The organism is Streptomyces sp. A01 (genome assembly GCF_059026195.1).
This window is the reverse complement of record NZ_JBWLKN010000002.1, coordinates 196,322-214,440: the sequence shown is the minus strand read 5'-3', so window position 1 is coordinate 214,440 and position 18,119 is coordinate 196,322. Positions and strand designations below refer to the sequence as shown.

The following is an 18,119-nucleotide window of genomic DNA, read 5'->3' as shown; positions in this document are numbered from 1 at the left end:
GGGGGAGCTGCGACGCGGCTGGCGTTGATCACTTGATCCTGTGCCCGGTGAACGACGCAGAGTGACCAGCGGCGAGCGGCTGTTGAAAGCCTGTGACGGAAGGAGCGCGTAAACGTGACAGCTGTGACCGAGAGGCGATGGATGTTACGAAAGGTCGGAGACGCGCTGATTGATCTCGGTGAGTCGTACGGGGCGGTGCTCCAGCCGGGACAGCTCGCATGCCTCGGCGACCAGCAGGGCGTTGAGCGCCTCCTGGCCAGAGCAGGGGTTCGGCGCGTCACCGCGGGCGGCTTGGACGAACGCGGCCAGTTCGGCCCGGTAGGCGCCATCGAACCGTTCCAGGAAGCCGGTCCACGGCCGTTGTGGCGCCGCGGGCCCGTCGGATTCGGCGGATGTGAAGGGGGTGCGGTCGCCCAGGCCGACGACGAGTTGCTCGCGTTCACCGGAGAGTTCCGTGCGTACGTCGTAACCGGCGCCGTTGTAGCGGGTTGCGGTCGCCGTGACCAGCGTGCCGTCGTCCAGGGTGAGCATCGCGGCCGCTGTGTCCACATCACCCGCCGCCCGGAAGAACTCGGCTCCGCCGGCCGATCCGGTGGCGAAGACCTCTGTCACCTCCCGGCCGGTCAGCCAGCGCACGATGTCGAAGTCGTGTACGAGGCAGTCCCGGATCAGCCCGCCCGACAGCGGCAGGAACGCGGGCGGCGGAGGCGAGGCATCCGAGGTGATCGCACGGATCGTGTGCAGCCGTCCCAGCTTTCCCTCTCGCAGGGCGTGCCGTGCCGCCTGGTAACCGGCGTCGAACCGCCGCTGGAAGCCCATCTGGAGCATCGTCCCCGCCGCTTCCACCTCACGCAGGGCGCGGACGGTGCCTGCCAGGTCCAGGGCGATGGGCTTCTCGCAGTACGTGGGCAGCCCGGCGCGGGCCGCACGGCTGATCAGCTCGGCGTGGGAAGCGGTGGCCGTGGCGATCACGACGGCGTCTGGGCCGGCCGCGAAGACATCGTCCACGGTCGGCACGGCACGGGCTCCGATGGCACGGGCGAGTTCACCGGCCCGGGCGCTGTCCGCGTCGCCGATCACCAGCTCGCTGACGCCGTCCGTTCCCGCCAGCGCGGCGGCGTGGAAGGAACCGATCCGTCCCGCGCCGAGAAATCCGATCCTCATGGGTGAGTTCCTGTTCTGTAGGGATGGGTGGCTGCTGGGCCGCGTGTCTGCTGGGTGTGGATGGCCTTTGGGTTGGTGAGGCCGAGGTGACGGGGTGTCTGTTTTTGCGTAGGTGTGAGCGGGGGTGGGTACGTGAGCAGAGGCACGTCAGGCGGGGGCGGCCTCGCGCAGGTTCTTTTCGAGGTCTTCCAGCGCTATGCCCTTGGTCTCCGGCGCGTACTTCACACAGAAGACGATCGACGCGACGCTCATCAGCCCGAAGAGCCAGAAGGTCCAGCTGGCCCCCACTGTGTCGATCAGGAGGGGAAAGGTCAGTGCCACCGTGAAGTTGGTCATCCACATCACGAAGACAGCCGCTCCCATCGCGATCCCCCGGACGCGCAGCGGGAACATCTCAGCGAGCAGCAGCCAGACTCCCGTGTTCAATGTGGCCTGCATGAAGGCCATGTACAGCACCATCAGGCCCAGAATGAGGTAGCTGACCACGGTGGAGCGGTCCAGGAGGAAGGCGCTGCCGAGCAGGCCCAGGGCGACTGCCATGCCGGTCAGCCCGCCGATGAGCAGAGGCCTGCGGCCGACGCGGTCGATGAGCGACATCCCGATGCCGGTGGCCACCACGGACACGACACCGATGGCGATGGTGGCGGTGATGGACGTGTCGGTGCCGAGCCCGGTCGACTTGAGGATCTTCGGCGCGAAGTAGATGACCGCGTTGACGCCGGTGATCTGCTGCACGACAGCGAGCCCTATGCCGATCCCGAGGAGACGCCGTATCCAGGGCTTGCGCAGCTCCTGCCAGGCGGCGCGCTGGGCGGTTTCCTCGATGGCATGGCTCTCGGCGATCCGGGCCAACTCCTGGGCGACGTCCGCGGGGCCCCGGGTCCGGCGGAGCACGGCGACGGCCTCTGCCTCGCGGCCCTTGCTGAGGTACCACCGTGGCGTGTCGGGGAGGAAGAACAGCCCGACGAAGAGCAGTACGGCGGGGACGGCGGCGAGCCCCAGCATCCAGCGCCAGGCGTCCCACTGGGCGAGGACGGCGTTGACGACGTAGGCGAGCAGCTGACCACCGACGATCATCAGGGAGTTGAAGGAGACGAGCCGTCCCCGGATGTGCGGCGGTGCGATCTCCGCCAGATAGAGCGGGGTGATGACCGAGGCGCTGCCGACGGCCAGTCCGAGGACGAAGCGGGCGCCGACCATGAAGGGCACGGTGGGCGCCAGGGCTACGGCGAGCGCGCCCAGAACGAAGACGGCTCCCGCCCACAGCAGTGCGTCGCGGCGGCCGACGGTGTCCGACAGCCGCCCGCCGGACAGCGAGCCGAAGGCCGCGCCGATCAGCAGGGAACTCGTGATGACCCCCTCGCCGAGCGAGGTGAGGCCGAAGTGGTCCTCCATGAACGGCAGGGCGCCGGAGACGACCCCGGTGTCGTAGCCGAACAGGGCGCCACCGGTGGCGGCGATGGCCGCGATGAGCAGGATCACGCGCCGCGCCTGGGCGGGAGAGTTCGCCAGCGAGTCCGGCGAGTCCTCCGGCGAGGGCTTGGGGGCGAGGCTCGTGGTGGTGCCCGGTGCGGTGGCGGGTGTGACGCCGTCGCCGGGTGGTGGAGTCGGAGCTGCCTGGTGGTTCATCGCCTTCAGCCCCTGTCCCGGGAGCGCGGGCCGCCACTGTCGCTGGGCGCGGGCATGGGCGCGTGCGCGGGCTCGGCCGGTCCGGCGGCGTACACCGACTGGAGGGGGATTCTGCGGGCCCTGCGGATCGGTGCGGGGCCGGAGGCGGCATTCATGGCACGGGCCTTTCGTGCGGGCGGCGGGGGCGGTTCGCAGGCTGCTGGGCCGGGGCTGAGCCGCCGCTTTGGGCACGACTGCGCAGCCCCGTCACAGTCCAGCGGCCCACGCCCCCAGCCACGGTCGGCGAGCGCGTCCACCGGCGCGCTGGTCCTGTCCCCACCAGCTCAGCTGCGACAGGCCGGCCGCGGAGCTCAGCCGCACAGACCAGCGCTACGGCATGGGGGTGCCGCGGCAGGGTGCGGGCGGGCTGGGTGCGCGGGCAGGTCAGGGCGCCCGGGGGTGGGCAGGACCATCACGGCAGGGAGCAGGGAGCAGGGAGCAGGGAGCGCAGGGAAGGGGTGAATGATGAACGCGGGTATGCGGATGAGGTCAGCGGTAGAGGGCGGGGCGTTCGATGAGTTCCACGGTGGTGCGCTGACCCGTGGCCTGAGCCTGGACGCCCGCTTCGCAGACGGCTGCGGCGGTGTAGCCGTCCCAGCAGCTGGGGCCCTCGATCTCGCCGCGCCGGGTGGCGTTCACCCAGCGCTGCACCTGCCGGTCGTACGCCTCCGCGAAGCGGGTCACGAAGTCCTGCGTGATGTCCCCGCCCCAGCGCCCAGCGGTGTTGGCCAGCAGGCCGTGGTCGTCGCCGACCCGGGCGCTGCCGGATTCGCACACCGCCTCGCAGCGCACCTGGTAGCCGAAGCCGCAGTTGACGAAGATCTCGACATCGACGACCACGCCTCCCGAGGTCTCGAAGAGGACGAGCTGAGGGTCGCTCAGGCCCTCTGGGGCCACGGCGGAGGGGGCGGGCCGGAGCACGGAGACCGCGGTGATCTCCTGGTCGAGCAACCAGCGGGTGGTGTCGATCTCGTGCACGACCGAGTCGTTGATCATCATCTGGTTGGTGAAGCCGAGTGGCGTGGAGACGTTGCGGTGCTGGCAGTGCAGCATCAGGGTCCGGCCGAACTCACCCGCGTCGAGCAGCGTCTTCAGGCGCATGTAGTCGGCGTCGTAGCGGCGCATGAAGCCGACCTGGACGCGCCGGTGACCCAACCGCTGCTCCGCCTCCAGGACGCGCAGCGCCGAGGCGGCGTCCGGCGTCAGCGGCTTCTCGCAGAGGACGGGCAGGTCATGCTCGAAGGCGTCAAGCAGCGCCGACTCGTGCGCCGGGCCGGGCGAGGCGATCAGTACCGCGTCCACATCGGCCGAGGCCATGGCGGCGGCTGGTTCGGTGTAGGCCGAACAGCCGTCGACGGTGTCAGCGATCGACTTGGCGCGCTCCGCGTCGATGTCCACCACGGCGGCGATGCGCGCTCCGTTGGTGAGCTGGTCGATGCGGCGGACGTGGTCGGCGCCCATGCGGCCGGTGCCGATGACCGCGACCCCCAGCGTTCCCTGCTGCGGCATGTGCTGTCTCTCCTGTTCGATGCGTGCGGGGGCGTACGGGGTACGCGTGCGTGCGGGTGTAGTCGATCAGACGGATGCGACGGGTGTCACAGGGGTGGTGGATGCGGTGGGTGGGCGCGGCGGTGGACAGGTTGCCGTGGGCGGGGCGGCGGAGGGTCAGGCTCCGCAGCCGCGCAGGAAGCGGCGGGTGCGCTGGGCGATGGGGAACGGCTGGTCGGGCGGGCACGGGTACATGTCCTGTTCCACGATCGCGAACAGGTCGATGCCCAGGCCCTGGGCGGCAGTGAGGACGGGCTCCAGGGCGGGTACCCCGCGAGGGGGTTCGCACATCACGCCCCGCTGGACGGCGGGGCCGAACGGGACCCCGTTCTTGACCACGTCGGCGAGGATCTCCGGGTCGACCTGCTTGAGGTGCAGGTAGCCGATCCGGTCGCCGTAGGTCTCGATGAGTTTGACGTTGTCGCCGCCGCAGTAGGCGTAGTGCCCGGTGTCCAGGCAGAGGTTGACGAGGCCGGAGTCGGTGGCGTCGAGGAAGCGGGCCACGTTCTCCTCGCCGTCGATGTGGGTGTCGGCGTGCGGGTGGACGACGATGTCGAGGCCGTAGCGGTCCCGTACCTGGTGGGCGAGGCGTTCCATCCCGGTGGTCAGGTCCCGCCACTGGGCCGGGGACATCTCGGGGCTCTCGATCAGTTCGGCCGTCTTGTCGTCGCGCCAGAAGGCCGGGATGACGACGAGGTGCCGGGCGCCCATGGCCTGGGTGAGCTCGGCGACCTGTGCGACGTGTTCCCAGGTCGCGTCCCAGACGGCGGGGCCCCGGTGCAGGGCGGTGAAGACGGTGCCCGCGGAGACCTTCAGGCCGCGGCGGCCGGTCTCCTCGGTGAGGCGGGCGGGATCGGTCGGGAGATAGCCGTACGGGCCGAGCTCGATCCACTCATATCCCGCCTCCGTGACCTCGTCGAGAAAGCGCTGCCAGGGCACCTGCAGGGAGTCGTCGGGAAACCAGACGCCCCAGGAGTCGGGCGCTGACCCGACCCGGATGCGGTCCAGGGTGCTGGATGGGAGGGGCTGGGCGGCAGCGGCCATGGCGCGCTCTCCTCTCGCCGGTCGTCACTGACCGGGCCGTGGGGTTCCCCATGCCGGGGGCCGGGGGCGTATCGGTGTTGGGTGGGGTTGGTGGGTAGCTTTCCCGCCGCCTCAACTACTGTCAAGACTTCGTCCTGACATAAGGACGTAACGTCAATTCCATAGGCGCCACGTCAGTATGTCAGGACAAACTATTGACAGGCTGCTGGAGCCGCCGTTAGACCTGTTCTTGAGTTTGGCGGGCCGAGTTGAAGGGGCGAGCATGACTGAGCCGTACGACCTGATCACCATGGGCCGGATCGGAGTCGACATCTACCCGCTCCAGACGGGAGTGCCGCTGTCGCGGGTCGAGACGTTCGGAAAGTTCCTGGGCGGCTCGGCGACCAACGTGGCAGTCGCGGCCGCCCGGCTGGGCCGCAGGGTGGCGGTCATCAGCCGTACCGGTCGGGACCCGTTCGGCGACTACATCCACGAGGCGCTGCGCGAGTTCGGGGTGGACGACCAGTGGGTGACCGGCGTCGCCCAGTACCCGACGCCGGTGACGTTCTGCGAGATCTTCCCGCCCGACGACTTCCCCTTGTACTTCTACCGCCAGCCCAAGGCCCCCGACCTGGAGATCCACCCGCGGGAACTGGATCTGGACGCGGTGCGCGCGGCCCGGATCTTCTGGATGACCGGCACCGGACTCTGCGAGGAGCCGAGCCGGGCGGCGACCCTCACCGCACTGGCGGCCCGCTCCGCGGCCCAGGCAGGCGACGTGACCGTCTTCGACCTCGACTGGCGGCCGATGTTCTGGCGGGACCCCGAGGAGGCCAGGCCGCATTACGCCGAGGCGCTCAAGCACGCCACCGTCGCCGTGGGGAACATCGACGAGTGCGAGATCGCCACCGGCGAACGCGAACCACACGCGGCCGCCCGCGCGCTGCTCGACGCCGGGGTGGAACTGGCCATCGTCAAGCGGGGACCGGCCGGAGTCCTCGCCGTACACCGCGACGGGACGGCAGCCGAGGTCCCGCCCGTCCCGGTGGAGGTCGTCAACGGGCTGGGCGCGGGCGACGCGTTCGGCGGCTCGCTCTGCCACGGTCTGCTCGCGGGCTGGGACGTGGAGCGGATCATGCGGTACGCCAACACGGCGGGGGCCCTCGTCGCCTCCCGGCTGGCGTGCTCCTCCGCGATGCCCACGCCGCAGGAAGTGGAGGACCTGCTCCGGCGCGCATGAGGTGCCGGGCTCCAGCCCTCGCCCGCTGGGCGCTTGCTCAGCGGCCGACACCGGGCCTGGGCGTGTCGGCCCGGCCGTCGACACCACCGCCCGCACCACCACCGGCAAGACCGCCGGCAAGACCGCCGACACGACCGCCGCCGTGGCCGGTCGGCACCACCCCGGAAGCCGTGCCCACCGGGCACCCTGTGACCGTCGTGACCACCGAGAGAGAGCGATCCCTTGACTATCCGTATCTCCGACCTCGTGAAGGTGCGGACCCAGCACCCAGAGGCCATCGAGGAGGCCGCGGGACGCCGGGTCCGCCGCCCGCTCATCGGTGCCGGCGGCCGACTGATGATCATCGCCGCGGACCACCCCGCGCGTGGCGCGCTCGCCGTCGGCAGCCGGCAGCTCGCCATGGCCAACCGGGCCGACCTGCTGGAACGGCTCTGTCTCGCGCTCTCCCGGCCCGGCGTCGACGGCGTGCTCGGCACCGCCGACATCCTCGACGACCTGCTCCTCCTCGGCGCGCTGGAGGGCAAGGTCGTCATCGGCTCCATGAACAGGGGCGGGCTCGCCGGGGCGTCCTTCGAGATGGACGACCGGTTCACCGGGCACCGTGCCCAGGATCTGGCCCGGCTCGGCTTCGACGCCGGAAAGCTGCTGCTGCGCATCGACTACGACGACGCCGGGTCGCTCACCACCATGCTCTCCGCCGCCCGCGCCATCGACGACATGGCGGCCGAGCGGCTGCCCGTGTTCGTCGAGCCGTTCATCTCCCGCCGGGCGGAAGGGCAGATAAGAAACGACCTGAGCGCCGAGGCCGTCACCAAGTCCATCGCCATCGCCTCCGGCCTCGCGGGGACCTCCGCGTACACCTGGCTGAAGGTCCCGGTGACCGACGACCCGGACGACATGGCACGCGTCATGGAAACGTCCACGCTGCCCGCTGTGCTCCTCGGCGGAGAGGTCGGCGGGGATCAGGAAGCGGCCTACGAGAAATGGCGGCACGCGCTGAAGCTGCCCACCGTGCAGGGCCTCGTCGTCGGCCGTTCGCTGCTCTATCCGGCGGACGGGGATGTCGCCGCCGCCGTGGACACCGCCGTAGGACTGCTGTAACCACCGCCTTCCGCAGGAGACTTGACCGTATGACTGCTACGACACCGCAGAGCTTCCACCTACCGGCGGGCAGCGCGGCCGACGGCCCGTACGCCCTCGATATCGACCCCGAGCGGGCGGGCTGGGGCTACTCCTCGCTCCGCGTGCTCGACCTGCCGGCCGGAGGCTCGCACGCGTTCGCCACCGGCGACAGCGAGTGGATCGTGCTGCCCCTGTCCGGCGGCTGCACCGTCGCCACCGACGGGGACGAGACCTTCGAGCTGCCCGGGCGCGCCAGCGTGTTCAGCGGCGTCACCGACTTCGTCTACCTGCCGCGTGACGCCCACGCGCGGGTCACCACCGACGCCGGCGGCCGGTTCGCACTGACCGGCGCGCGCTGCGAGCGCCGCCTGCCCGCCCGCCACGTACCGGCCTCCGACGTCCCCGTGGAGCTGCGCGGCACCGGCAACTGCTCCCGGCAGGTCAACAACTTCGGCGCCGCCGGGGTCTTCGAGTGCGACAAGCTCATCGCCGTGGAGGTGCTGACCCCCGGCGGCAACTGGTCCTCCTATCCGCCGCACAAGCACGACGAGTGCCGCCCCGGCGAAGAGTCCGAGCTCGAAGAGATCTACTACTTCGAAATCGCCGAAGCCCACGGGTCACCCGGACTCGGCTACCAGCGCGTGACCCCTTCAGGGCCCGGCAAGAAGACCGACGTCCTCGCCGAGGTCCGCACCGGTGACGCCGTCCTCATCCCCGACGGCTGGCACGGCCCGTCCATCGCGGCGCCCGGCCACGACATGTACTACCTCAACGTCATGGCGGGTCCGGGCGCCGAGCGCGACTGGCTGATCTGCGACCACCCCGACCACGCGTGGATTCGCGGGACCTGGCCCGGCCAGCCCGTCGACCCGCGCCTCCCCCTCTACACCGCGGGCCCGCCGAAGTCCGGCCCCCAGCCCACAGGAGACGCCCGATGAGCACCCGACGCCTGACCGTGGCACAGGCCCTCGTGGAGTTCCTGGCCGTGCAGTACACCGAGCGCGACGGACAGCGCCACCGCCTGATCAACGCCTGTTGGGGCATCTTCGGCCACGGCAACGTCGCCGGGCTCGGGCAGGCCCTGCTGGAAACCGGTGACGCGGCCATGCCGTATCTCCAGGGCCGCAACGAACAGGCGATGGTCCACGCCGCCGTCGGCTACGCCCGGCAGTCCAACCGGCTCGCCGCGCAAGCCGTCACCACCTCCATCGGCCCCGGCGCCACCAACCTCGTCACCGGCGCCGCGCTCGCCACCATCAACCGCCTCCCGGTCCTCCTGCTGCCCGGCGACAGCTTCGCCACCCGCCCCGCCGAGCCCGTGCTCCAGCAGCTCGAAGTGCCGTACGCGGGCGACATCTCCGTCAACGACGTGCTGCGCCCCGTCTCCCGCTACTTCGACCGGGTCACCCGCCCCGAGGCGCTGATCCCCGCCGCCCTCCAGGCGATGCGGGTGCTGGCCGACCCGGTGGAGACCGGCGCCGTGACGCTGGCGCTGCCGCAGGACGTGCAGGCCGAGGCGTACGACTGGCCGGTGGAGTTCTTCGCCGACCGGGTGTGGCACGTGCGCCGCGCCGCGCCCGACCCGGCCGCGCTGGCCGACGCCGCACAAGCGGTACGGGCCGCCCGCCGCCCGCTGCTCATCGCGGGTGGCGGCGTCCACCACAGCGAGGCCGAGGACGCGCTCCGCACCTTCGCCGAAGCGACGGGCATCCCCGTGGCCTCCACGCAGGCGGGCAAGGGGTCCCTGCGCCACGACCACCCGGCCGACGTCGGCGGCATCGGCCACACCGGTACCGCCGTCGCCGACGACCTGGCCCGAGGCGCCGACCTCGTCATCGGTGTCGGCACCCGCTACTCGGACTTCACCACCGCGTCGGCGACCCTCTTCGCCGACCCGGCAGTCCGCTTCGTCAACCTCAACGTCGCCTCGTTCGACGCCCACAAGATGGCCGCCCTCTCGGTCGTCGCCGACGCCCGCGCGGGTCTTGAAGCGCTCACCGACGTGCTGCGCGGCTACCGCGTCGACGCGGCGTACGAGGCCGGGTACGGGGTGGGCAAGACCCGATGGGAGGAGGCCGTCGAGCGGGCGTACGCGGCGCCCGACGACGACGCGCGCCCCTCGCAGACGCAGGTGCTCGGCGCGCTCGACGCGACCGTCGGCGACACGGACGTGGTCATCAACGCGGCCGGTTCGCTCCCCGGCGACCTGCACAAGCTGTGGCGCGCGCGGTCGCCGCGCCAGTACCACCTGGAGTACGGCTACTCCTGCATGGGGTACGAGATCCCGGCCGCGATCGGCGTCCGCCTCGCGGCTCCCGACCGGCCGGTTTGGGCACTGGTCGGCGACGGCACGTATCTGATGATGCCCACCGAGATCGTCACGGCGGTCCAGGAGGGCGTCAACATCAACCTCGTCCTCATCCAGAACCACGGCTACGCCTCCATCGGCGGCCTCTCCGAGGCGACCGGCGGCGAACGCTTCGGCACCGCGTACCGCTACCGTGCCGCCGACCGTACGTACACGGGTGAGCCGCTGCCCGTCGATCTGGCCGCCAACGCGGCGAGTCTGGGCATCGAGGTGCTGCGCGCCTCCACGGTCGGCGAGCTGAAGGCGGCGCTGGCCACCGCCAGAGCCTCGGATCAGCCCACATGTGTCTATGTGGAGACGGAAACAGCCGACACAGTGTCCAGCGCGCCGGGCGCACAGGCGTGGTGGGATGTTCCGGTCGCCGAGGCGGCGACCCGCCCCGCGGCGGTCAAGGCGCGGGCCGAGTACGCCCGCCAGGCCGCCGCCCGCCGCCGCCACCTCTGACGCTCCCGCCCGCCTTCACCGCTCGCCGCCAGGCCCCGACCGGTCGCACGGCAGCCGCCCCGCCGCCCGCACCCGTCATCTCGTCCCCGCCCCCGACCGCCGCCGTCCGGTACACCCCGCCCGACCCGCACCTCCCGGTTCGTACCGGACCACCCGCACCGCCCCGCACCGCCTCGCGAGAAAGGTCCCGCACCCATGAAGACCATCGACCACTGGATCGGCGGCAAGCCCGTCGAGGGCGTGTCCGGCAACTACGGCCCGGTCACCGACCCGGCGACCGGTGTGCAGACCACCCAGGTCGCCCTCGCCTTCGCGGACGAGGTGGACGCGGCTGTCGCCGCCGCGAAGGCCGCGTACGCCACCTGGGGCACGTCCTCGCTCGCCCAGCGCACCTCCGTCCTCTTCAAGTACCGCGAGCTGCTTGACGCGCACCGCGACGAGATCGCGCTGCTCATCACCGCCGAACACGGCAAGGTGCACTCCGACGCGCTCGGCGAGGTGGCGCGCGGCCTGGAGATCGTCGAACTGGCCTGTGGCATCCCGCAACTGCTCAAGGGCGAGCTGTCCACCCAGGTCTCGACGCGCGTGGATGTCGCCGCGATCCGCCAGCCGCTCGGCGTCGTCGCCGGGATCGTGCCGTTCAACTTCCCCGCCATGGTGCCGATGTGGATGTTCCCGCTGGCCATCGCCTGCGGTAACACCTTCGTGCTCAAGCCCAGCGAGAAGGTGCCGTCCGCCGCGTACAAGCTCGCCGAGCTGGCCGGGCGGGCGGGGCTGCTCGACGGTGTCCTCAACGTCGTCAACGGCGACAAGGTGGCCGTCGACCGCATTCTGGAGCACCCGGACATCGCCGCCGTCAGCTTTGTCGGCTCCACCCCGATCGCCCGCCACATCTTCACCACGGGTACCGCCAACGGCAAGCGCGTGCAGGCGCTCGGCGGTGCCAAGAACCACATGCTGGTGCTCCCCGACGCCGACCTCGACGCGGCGGCCGACGCCGCCGTCTCAGCGGCGTACGGCTCGGCGGGTGAGCGGTGCATGGCGATCTCCGCGATCGTCGCCGTCGGCGCCACCGCCGACCCGCTGATCGCGAAGATCACCGAACGCGCCGCGAAGATCAAGATCGGCCCCGGCGACGACCCCGCGTCCGAGATGGGCCCGCTCATCACCAGGGCGCACCGCGACAAGGTCGCCTCGTACGTACACGGTGCGAGCGCGCAGGGCGCCGAGGTGGTCCTGGACGGGACGGGCTACACGGTCGACGGCCTGGAGGACGGCCACTGGATCGGCCTGTCCCTCCTCGACAAGGTCTCCACCGACACGGATGCCTACCGTGACGAGATCTTCGGGCCGGTGCTCTCGGTGCTGCGCGTCGACACGTACGAGGAGGGTGTCAGCCTCATCAACGACTCGCCGTACGGCAACGGCACCGCCATCTTCACCCGGGACGGCGGCATCGCCCGCCGGTTCCAGATGGAGGTCCAGGCGGGAATGGTCGGCGTGAACGTGCCGATCCCGGTCCCGGTGGGCTACCACTCGTTCGGCGGCTGGAAGGACTCGATCTTCGGGGACCACCACATCTACGGCAACGACGGCGTGCACTTCTACACGCGCGGCAAGGTCGTCACCACCCGCTGGCCCAACCCGGAGGACGCGGGCGTGGACCTGGGCTTCCCGAGCAATCGCTGACGGGTTGCCGGTAGCTGGTAACCGGCAGTCGTAGCCGTAGCCGTAGCCGGTACCGCTGACTGGAACGCCTGGCCCCGCGGTCCGCTGCCTCGCGTACGAGGGGCCAGGGGCCCCGGGGCCGGCGGACCGGGAGGAGCGGGGGCCCGAGGGGCCAGGGCCCGCTGCCGACGCGTCACCGCGGCAGCGGAACCGCGCCCTCCGGCCCGGCGAGCTCGCGCACCGTCGCCATGTCGCTGAAGGGCAGCAGCGCGTCGCCGACGATCTGGTACGGCTCGCTGCCCTTGCCCGCGATCAGGACGATGTCGCCCGGCTCGGCGGCCGACATCGCGAAGGCGATGGCCTTGTGGCGGTCGGTGAACCGCTCATAGCGGGTGCCGCTGGCCACGAGCCCCGGGGTGATGTGGTCCAGGATCGTCGTGGGGTCCTCGTACCGGGGGTTGTCAGAGGTGAGGACGCACAGGTCGGAGTGGGTTCCGGCGATCTCGCCCATCTCGGCCCGCTTGGTGATGTCCCGGTCGCCTCCGCAGCCGAAGACGGTGATGACCTGGCGGGTGGCGAAGCTCCTGATCGTGCTGAGGACCTTGTCCAGGGAGTCGGGGGAGTGGGCGTAGTCCACGATGACCGAGACGCCTTCGGGGGTCTCGAACCGTTCGAACCGGCCGGGGATCGGGGGCATCTGCTCCAGCGCGGTGATCAGCCCTGCCAGGTCGTGCCCGAGGTGGTGGGCGGCGGCGATCGTGGCCAGCGCGTTGGCCACGGAGAACCGGCCCGGCAGCGGGACGGCCGCCGGGTACGCGTGTCCGGCGTGATGCAGGGTGAAGCGGGTGCCGGAGGCGCTGACGGTCAGATCGGTGGCCCGGTAGTCCGCCTCCGTGTCAAGGGCGTACGTGGTGACCTCGCCGGGCATCATCGCCTGGATGGTGGCGCCGACCGGGTCGTCGGCGTTGACCACCGCGTGCTCGCAAAGGCCCTGGAACAGGCGCAGCTTGGCGTCCCGGTAGTTCGCCATCGTCCCGTGGTCGTCCAGGTGGTCCTGCGTCAGGTTCGTGAAGACGCCGACGTTGACGAACGCACGGTCGACGCGGTGCGTGAGCAGCCCCATCGACGTCGCCTCAAGCACCACGCCGGTCGCCCCCCGGTCGCGCATGTGCCCCAGCAGATACTGGAGGTCCGGCGACTCGGGTGTCGTCAGTACCGACCTCGGCATGGGGATCAGCTCGTCGCCGATGCGGCTGCCCGCCGTCCCGATGACGCCCATCCGCGCGCCCGCCGAGATCCGCAGCACCGATTCGACCATGTACGACACGGACGTCTTCCCGTTGGTGCCGGTGATCGCGATCATGCTCATCTCGCGGCCCGGCTCGCGGTGGTAGCGGGAAGCGATGACGGCGGCGGCCGCCCGGGTGTCCGGCACCCGCACGACGCACATGTCGGCGGCAGAGGCCCACACGGAGGCGGGAAGAGGTGGGGCTCCACCGTCGACGAGTACCGCGACCGCGCCGCGCGCGAGTGCCGGGCCGACGGACTCGGGGCCGCCCGCCTGGTGACCGGGCACCGCGATGAACAGTGAGCCCGGGGTGACCCGGTGGGCGTCGAAGCTGGCGCCCGCGGTGATCCGCGTCTCCGGGTCGCCCTGGAGTACCTGGTGGTCATGGCCGGCCAGCAGTTCGCTCAGCTTCACGGTGATCCCTTCGAAGGTGGCTACGCCCGGTCGCGGCGGCGGTCGCCTGGGGGCAGCGCCGACGGCGTGCCGGGCTGCGGTGGTGAGGTGGAGCGGGGACGGCGGGGCCGCTCGGCGCGGCCGTGGCGGGCGCCGGACACGGCAGCCCGGCCCGGTTAGGGCGGCATGCGGTGATCGGGTTGTTCGGCGTGCTGCCAGCGGAGGGAAGAGCGATCGGAGGTGGTGCGGGAAGAGGCGTGGGCCTCAGGCGAAGGCCCCGGAGGAAGAGGGCCGCTGCGACGGAATCGCTAGCCGTGGCCGTGCAGGGCGCCCCGGCCGGCCTTCGGCGTCTCGGCGTCGACCGCCGTCGCCGGACCGAGCCTCGCCGCCGACTGGGCGGTGGGCGAGCACACGCCGAGGGAGGCCCTGGGCGGGCATCCCTCTGCGAAACGTGTGCGACTCATGGGCCCAGTCTACGGCCGGTGGCGGCCGGAACGGTCCGTGCTGCGGGGACTCGTGGTGCGGGGGCCTGGCCCCGGCCCGTGGGGCCGGGCGCCGGGGCTGCCCGGCCTGTTCCGACATGGCTGGTCACGCCGTGCCGGGGGCCCGCGCGCCCGTGCGCGACGTCGGCGGCCCAGGCCGGTTCGGCAACCGTGAATGGCTGAGACCGCGGCCGGTGGGTGGCCGGGCCACCGCTGGACGCCCGCCGTCGCCGTGCCGACGACTGAGGGCCGAGGACGGTGGCTGAGGAGTGAGTGACGGCATCAGGCCGGGGTGGGCTGATCGCGTGACCATGCGCAGGTACGCCGGAGTGTCCGTGCAACCCTTCCGGCCCCTTCGGAGTCTTCCTTGGTAATAGCGTCATAGCAGTGTAAATCAGCACAACATATGACAAGTGGGAGGAATAGCTATGTTCCGTCTCCGTTCCTCGTATCGCCGTCCGGCCGTGCTGGCCGCCGCCTCCGCGTCCGCTCTCGTCCTGGGGCTCAGCCTCGCCGGTTCCGTACCGGCGGCGGCCGACACCGTCACGCCCGAATCGGCCCCTCAGCAGTACGAGGCCGAGGAGGTGCACCACTTCCTTGAGGGGTTCTACGGAAACCACGGCCCCCGTGACTGGGAGCGCCAGCACCTGGTCACCGACGAGCTGAGGAAGAAGGTGAGTGAGACCCCCGATCACGACCTGCTCCTCTGCTCGCGGAACGTGCCCAAGGATGTGGAGGTCGGCCCCGTCACCACCGCCCAGTCGGCGGGCATGGGCTGGGCCACGGTCACGACCACCTGGTCGGGCGGGGACAACATCACCGCGTTCACCGCGTACGTCGGGCTCGACAGAAACCAGCCCATGAAGCTGGCGGACGTCAACTGCGCCCCGCCCGAGGCCTGATCCGGCAGGGGCGCCCCGGGTGCCGGACCCGGCCCCGGGGCGCTGACTTCGGAGGCCGGGGTTCGTGGCCTCCGGACCCGGGGCGGGGAAGGGTTCGCGGGTCAGAGGCCGCAAGCCGGGAGCAGCTGCGCGGGAGTCGGGAGGAGCCGCCAGGGAGCCGGACTCGTGGCGCGGACACCGGGGCGCGGACGGGCCCGGCGCGGACAGCCGAGGACGGGCGCTGGAGCGGTGCCTTCCGCTGCGGCCCCGGAAGCCCCCTGAGCGACCGCGGAGTTGCCCAGTGGGCGACCCTCCGGAGCACCGGTACCCGGCGGGCGGGCCTTCAACGCTGTGGGAAAGCTGTGGGAAGGCGCACGGTGGCCGGTTTCCGGTCACCGCTGATCAGCGCCGTATTCTCGCGGTATGACCTGGTCGCGCGCCCTCAAGGACACCGCCCGAACCGGGCTGACCATCGAACGCACCAGGCTGGAACCGCTCGTCGCGCTGCGCGGCGCGTGCGGCGTCGCCATCGTCGTCGGGCTCCTCATGTGGCTCGGTTCGCCGATGCTGGCGGTCTCCTCCGCCTTCGGTGCCTTCGCGTCGGGAATCGCGACCTTCCAGCGCAGTTGGCGGCCGCGCCCCGTGCTGGCCCTCGCTGCCGCCGGTGGGCTCGCGGTGAGCACCTTTTTCGGCTATCTGGCCGCGGCCCACACCCTCGCCTTCGTCGTCCTGCTCGGCGTCTGGACCCTGCTCGCCGGCATGGCCTGGGCGGTCGGGCCGGTGTCCGGCCTGGTCGCGACGCAGATGGTCGCGGTCATGCTGGTCACCGTCACCCTGCCCACCTCGGTGCTGGGGGCCCTGGGCCACACCGCGCTGATCGCCTTCGGCGGTCTCGTGCAGGCGGCGCTCATCGTGCTCATCCCGATCCGGCCGTGGGGTGCGCAGCGCGACGCGCTGGCCGACGCGTTCGCCGCGGAGGCCGACTACGCGCGCCGGTTGCGGCACGACCCGGTGGCCCCCTTCGACCCGCAGCCGCTGATGGACGCCCGGCAGGCCGCCTCCATGACTCCGCGTCAAGCCCGCCGCCGCCCGCGCCAGCTGCGCGGCTACCGCGCCCTGGCCGAACGCATCCGGCCCGTGCTCGCCTCGCTCGCCGACCCGGTGATCGGAGCGCCCGCCGAGGGCCCCGAGCGCGAGCGCGTACGGGACCTGCTGGGCGCGTCGGCGACGGTGCTCGACGCGGTCGCGCACGCCATCCGGCGCGGAAAGCCGGTGCTGCTGCCGTCCGAGGCGATGACCGTGCTGGAGGTCCCCGCGGCCGGTCCGATGCTCAAGGGTGCGGCCCGCCGCTCCGCGCTGCGCCTGATGGCCCTCCTGGCCGACGCCGTGGAATCCACCGACGCGCCTCTGGAGACCCTGCGGCCCGTCACACCGTCCGCTGCCCGGACCGGTACCGGTCCGGGCACCCCGGACGGGGCCGCGGGCCAGGCCACCGCCCAGCGCGCCGGACCTCGTCGGCCCGCCGCCGCCCCGGCGCCCTCACCTCCTTCCATGAGCGAGACCACGGGCACCCTCGCGATCGGCACGGGCAAGCCGCATACGCTGCGGCCGACCGTGCCCCGGCTCGTGCCCGTCGCCCTCCGTTCGCTGCGCCGCGAGGCGTGCTGGACGTCGCCGGTGCTCCGGCACGCCATGCGGCTGGCGACGGTCTCCTGCGCGGGTTATCTGCTGGGCACGGTGATGCCCCTGGGGCACGGCTACTGGGCGCCCATGGCGTCGGTGATGGTGATGCGGCCCGACTTCGAGCAGACGTACGCGCGTGGCGTCGCCCGTTTCGCCGGAACGCTGGTGGGGGTGCTTCTCGGCGGCGCGGTCATGGCCCTCGCCCATCCGGGCCCGCAGGTGAGCGCGGGCCTCGCCGTGCTGTGTGTCGGCCTGCTGTACCTGCTGCTGCGCACCGGCTTCACCGTGGCCTCGGCGTGCATCAGCGCCTACGTCGTCTTCCTCCTCGGCATCGCGGGGGAGGGCTGGTCGCAGACCGTGCAGGACCGCGTGGGCCTGACGCTGCTCGGCGGGCTGCTGGCCATGGCCGCGTACGCGCTCTTCCCCGCCTGGGAGACGCCCAAGTTGCGCGACAGGCTCGCCGACTGGCTGCTGGCAGGCGGCCGGTACGCGGTCGCTGTGTACGCCGGTCACGCCAACCCCGCCGAACGCAGGCCCCGGCACGTGCGCGAGGCGCTTCTCGACGCCCGGGCGGCGCGCATGGGCTGGGAGCAGAGCGAGTCGCGCGCTCAGGCGGAACCCGTACGGCACCGGGGGATCTCACGCCGCTCGGCGGGCGCGGCCCAGACGGCGCTGGCCACGATGGGGCGGGTGACGATGCTGCTTGAGGCGCACCCGCCGGACCGCGCCGCCCCCAGCTCGCCGGAGGCGGCGGACTTCGCCGCGGCCTTGCGGGACGCGCTGCCGGACGCGGCCGTCGCCGTACGGGAGCGCCGGCCGCTGGACTGGTCCGCCGTCCATCAGGCGCTGGACGCGTGGCGCGACCGGCAGGGCGCGGACGGACTGCCCGTGCGCTGCGCGGAACTGCTCGTCGACGCGCTGGACGAACTCGCGGGCGCGCTCTCCCGTGGCCCGGGCGGCCACAACCGGGCGGCGCGCCGGCCGTAGCGAGCGGCGGGCGGTCGCGCGGCGTGCCGCCGTCGCCGCCCGTGGTGCCCGCCCGTGGTGCCCGCCCGTGGTGCCCGCCCGTGGTGCCCGCCCGTGGTGCCCGCCCGTGGTGCCGGCCAGCGTCGGCGGACCACCGGGAGCCGAGATCCGGATGCCGACA

General features: G+C 72.0%; 13 protein-coding genes. 7 read left to right on the top strand and 6 right to left on the bottom strand.

The window, feature by feature from the left end; translation table 11 throughout:
* Window positions 1-144 precede the first annotated feature (144 nt).
* From AC5P1B_RS03305 to AC5P1B_RS03290, 4 genes are all read right to left on the bottom strand, one after another.
* On the bottom strand, window positions 145-1,164 hold the full coding sequence (locus AC5P1B_RS03305; protein WP_493884639.1) for a Gfo/Idh/MocA family protein: 1,020 nt from the start codon (window positions 1,162-1,164) through the stop codon (window positions 145-147).
* A 147-nt stretch (window positions 1,165-1,311) separates the two neighbouring features.
* The gene (locus AC5P1B_RS03300; RefSeq protein WP_493884638.1) at window positions 1,312-2,793 is read right to left on the bottom strand and encodes a sugar porter family MFS transporter; all 1,482 of its coding nucleotides are present in this window, start codon (window positions 2,791-2,793) and stop codon (window positions 1,312-1,314) included.
* 528 nt (window positions 2,794-3,321) lie between these two features.
* Window positions 3,322-4,341, bottom strand: coding sequence for a Gfo/Idh/MocA family protein (locus AC5P1B_RS03295; RefSeq protein WP_493884637.1), 1,020 nt, complete (start codon window positions 4,339-4,341; stop codon window positions 3,322-3,324).
* A gap of 156 nt (window positions 4,342-4,497) precedes the next feature.
* Window positions 4,498-5,424 carry a sugar phosphate isomerase/epimerase family protein gene (locus tag AC5P1B_RS03290; RefSeq protein ID WP_493884636.1) on the bottom strand — a complete coding sequence of 309 codons (927 nt, stop codon included), beginning with the start codon at window positions 5,422-5,424 and terminating at the stop codon, window positions 4,498-4,500.
* Between the two features lie 262 nt (window positions 5,425-5,686).
* Here AC5P1B_RS03290 and iolC point away from each other — a divergent pair, with 262 nt between their 5' ends.
* The 5 genes from iolC (at window position 5,687) to AC5P1B_RS03265 (ending at window position 12,266) form a co-directional block, all read left to right on the top strand.
* Window positions 5,687-6,643: a 5-dehydro-2-deoxygluconokinase gene (gene iolC / locus AC5P1B_RS03285; protein WP_493884635.1), complete on the top strand. Its 957-nt coding sequence runs from the start codon at window positions 5,687-5,689 to the stop codon at window positions 6,641-6,643.
* Between the two features lie 222 nt (window positions 6,644-6,865).
* Window positions 6,866-7,744, top strand: coding sequence for a Cgl0159 family (beta/alpha)8-fold protein (locus AC5P1B_RS03280; RefSeq protein ID WP_493884634.1), 879 nt, complete (start codon window positions 6,866-6,868; stop codon window positions 7,742-7,744).
* Between the two features lie 29 nt (window positions 7,745-7,773).
* The gene (gene iolB, locus AC5P1B_RS03275; RefSeq protein WP_493884633.1) at window positions 7,774-8,703 is read left to right on the top strand and encodes a 5-deoxy-glucuronate isomerase; all 930 of its coding nucleotides are present in this window, start codon (window positions 7,774-7,776) and stop codon (window positions 8,701-8,703) included.
* A complete protein-coding gene (gene iolD, locus AC5P1B_RS03270; protein ID WP_493884632.1) occupies window positions 8,700-10,577 on the top strand; it encodes a 3D-(3,5/4)-trihydroxycyclohexane-1,2-dione acylhydrolase (decyclizing) in 1,878 nt (625 codons plus the stop codon). The genes iolB and iolD overlap by 4 nt, the downstream gene beginning before the upstream one ends.
* A gap of 195 nt (window positions 10,578-10,772) precedes the next feature.
* The gene (locus AC5P1B_RS03265; RefSeq protein ID WP_493884631.1) at window positions 10,773-12,266 is read left to right on the top strand and encodes a CoA-acylating methylmalonate-semialdehyde dehydrogenase; all 1,494 of its coding nucleotides are present in this window, start codon (window positions 10,773-10,775) and stop codon (window positions 12,264-12,266) included.
* Window positions 12,267-12,438: 172 nt separating this feature from the next.
* Here the strand turns inward: AC5P1B_RS03265 and AC5P1B_RS03260 are convergent, their stop codons facing one another.
* A complete protein-coding gene (locus AC5P1B_RS03260) occupies window positions 12,439-13,947 on the bottom strand; it encodes a UDP-N-acetylmuramoyl-L-alanyl-D-glutamate--2,6-diaminopimelate ligase (protein ID WP_493884630.1) in 1,509 nt (502 codons plus the stop codon).
* Between the two features lie 287 nt (window positions 13,948-14,234).
* Entirely contained in the window at window positions 14,235-14,390 is a 156-nt protein-coding gene (locus tag AC5P1B_RS03255; protein WP_493884629.1) for a hypothetical protein, read from the bottom strand.
* A gap of 446 nt (window positions 14,391-14,836) precedes the next feature.
* Here AC5P1B_RS03255 and AC5P1B_RS03250 point away from each other — a divergent pair, with 446 nt between their 5' ends.
* Window positions 14,837-15,310, top strand: coding sequence for a hypothetical protein (locus AC5P1B_RS03250; protein ID WP_493884628.1), 474 nt, complete (start codon window positions 14,837-14,839; stop codon window positions 15,308-15,310).
* A 402-nt stretch (window positions 15,311-15,712) separates the two neighbouring features.
* Entirely contained in the window at window positions 15,713-17,959 is a 2,247-nt protein-coding gene (locus AC5P1B_RS03245) for an FUSC family protein (protein ID WP_493884627.1), read from the top strand.
* Window positions 17,960-18,119 lie beyond the last annotated feature (160 nt).

Coding starts and splice junctions, on each gene's coding strand:
- iolD (WP_493884632.1), top strand. CDS start 8,700: ATGAGCACCCGACGCCTGACCGTGGCACAGGCCCTCGTGGAGTTCCTG.
- AC5P1B_RS03305 (WP_493884639.1), bottom strand. CDS start 1,164: ATGAGGATCGGATTTCTCGGCGCGGGACGGATCGGTTCCTTCCACGCC.
- AC5P1B_RS03250 (WP_493884628.1), top strand. CDS start 14,837: ATGTTCCGTCTCCGTTCCTCGTATCGCCGTCCGGCCGTGCTGGCCGCC.
- iolC (WP_493884635.1), top strand. CDS start 5,687: ATGACTGAGCCGTACGACCTGATCACCATGGGCCGGATCGGAGTCGAC.
- AC5P1B_RS03245 (WP_493884627.1), top strand. CDS start 15,713: ATGACCTGGTCGCGCGCCCTCAAGGACACCGCCCGAACCGGGCTGACC.
- AC5P1B_RS03290 (WP_493884636.1), bottom strand. CDS start 5,424: ATGGCCGCTGCCGCCCAGCCCCTCCCATCCAGCACCCTGGACCGCATC.
- AC5P1B_RS03295 (WP_493884637.1), bottom strand. CDS start 4,341: ATGCCGCAGCAGGGAACGCTGGGGGTCGCGGTCATCGGCACCGGCCGC.
- AC5P1B_RS03300 (WP_493884638.1), bottom strand. CDS start 2,793: ATGAACCACCAGGCAGCTCCGACTCCACCACCCGGCGACGGCGTCACA.
- AC5P1B_RS03255 (WP_493884629.1), bottom strand. CDS start 14,390: ATGAGTCGCACACGTTTCGCAGAGGGATGCCCGCCCAGGGCCTCCCTC.
- iolB (WP_493884633.1), top strand. CDS start 7,774: ATGACTGCTACGACACCGCAGAGCTTCCACCTACCGGCGGGCAGCGCG.
- AC5P1B_RS03265 (WP_493884631.1), top strand. CDS start 10,773: ATGAAGACCATCGACCACTGGATCGGCGGCAAGCCCGTCGAGGGCGTG.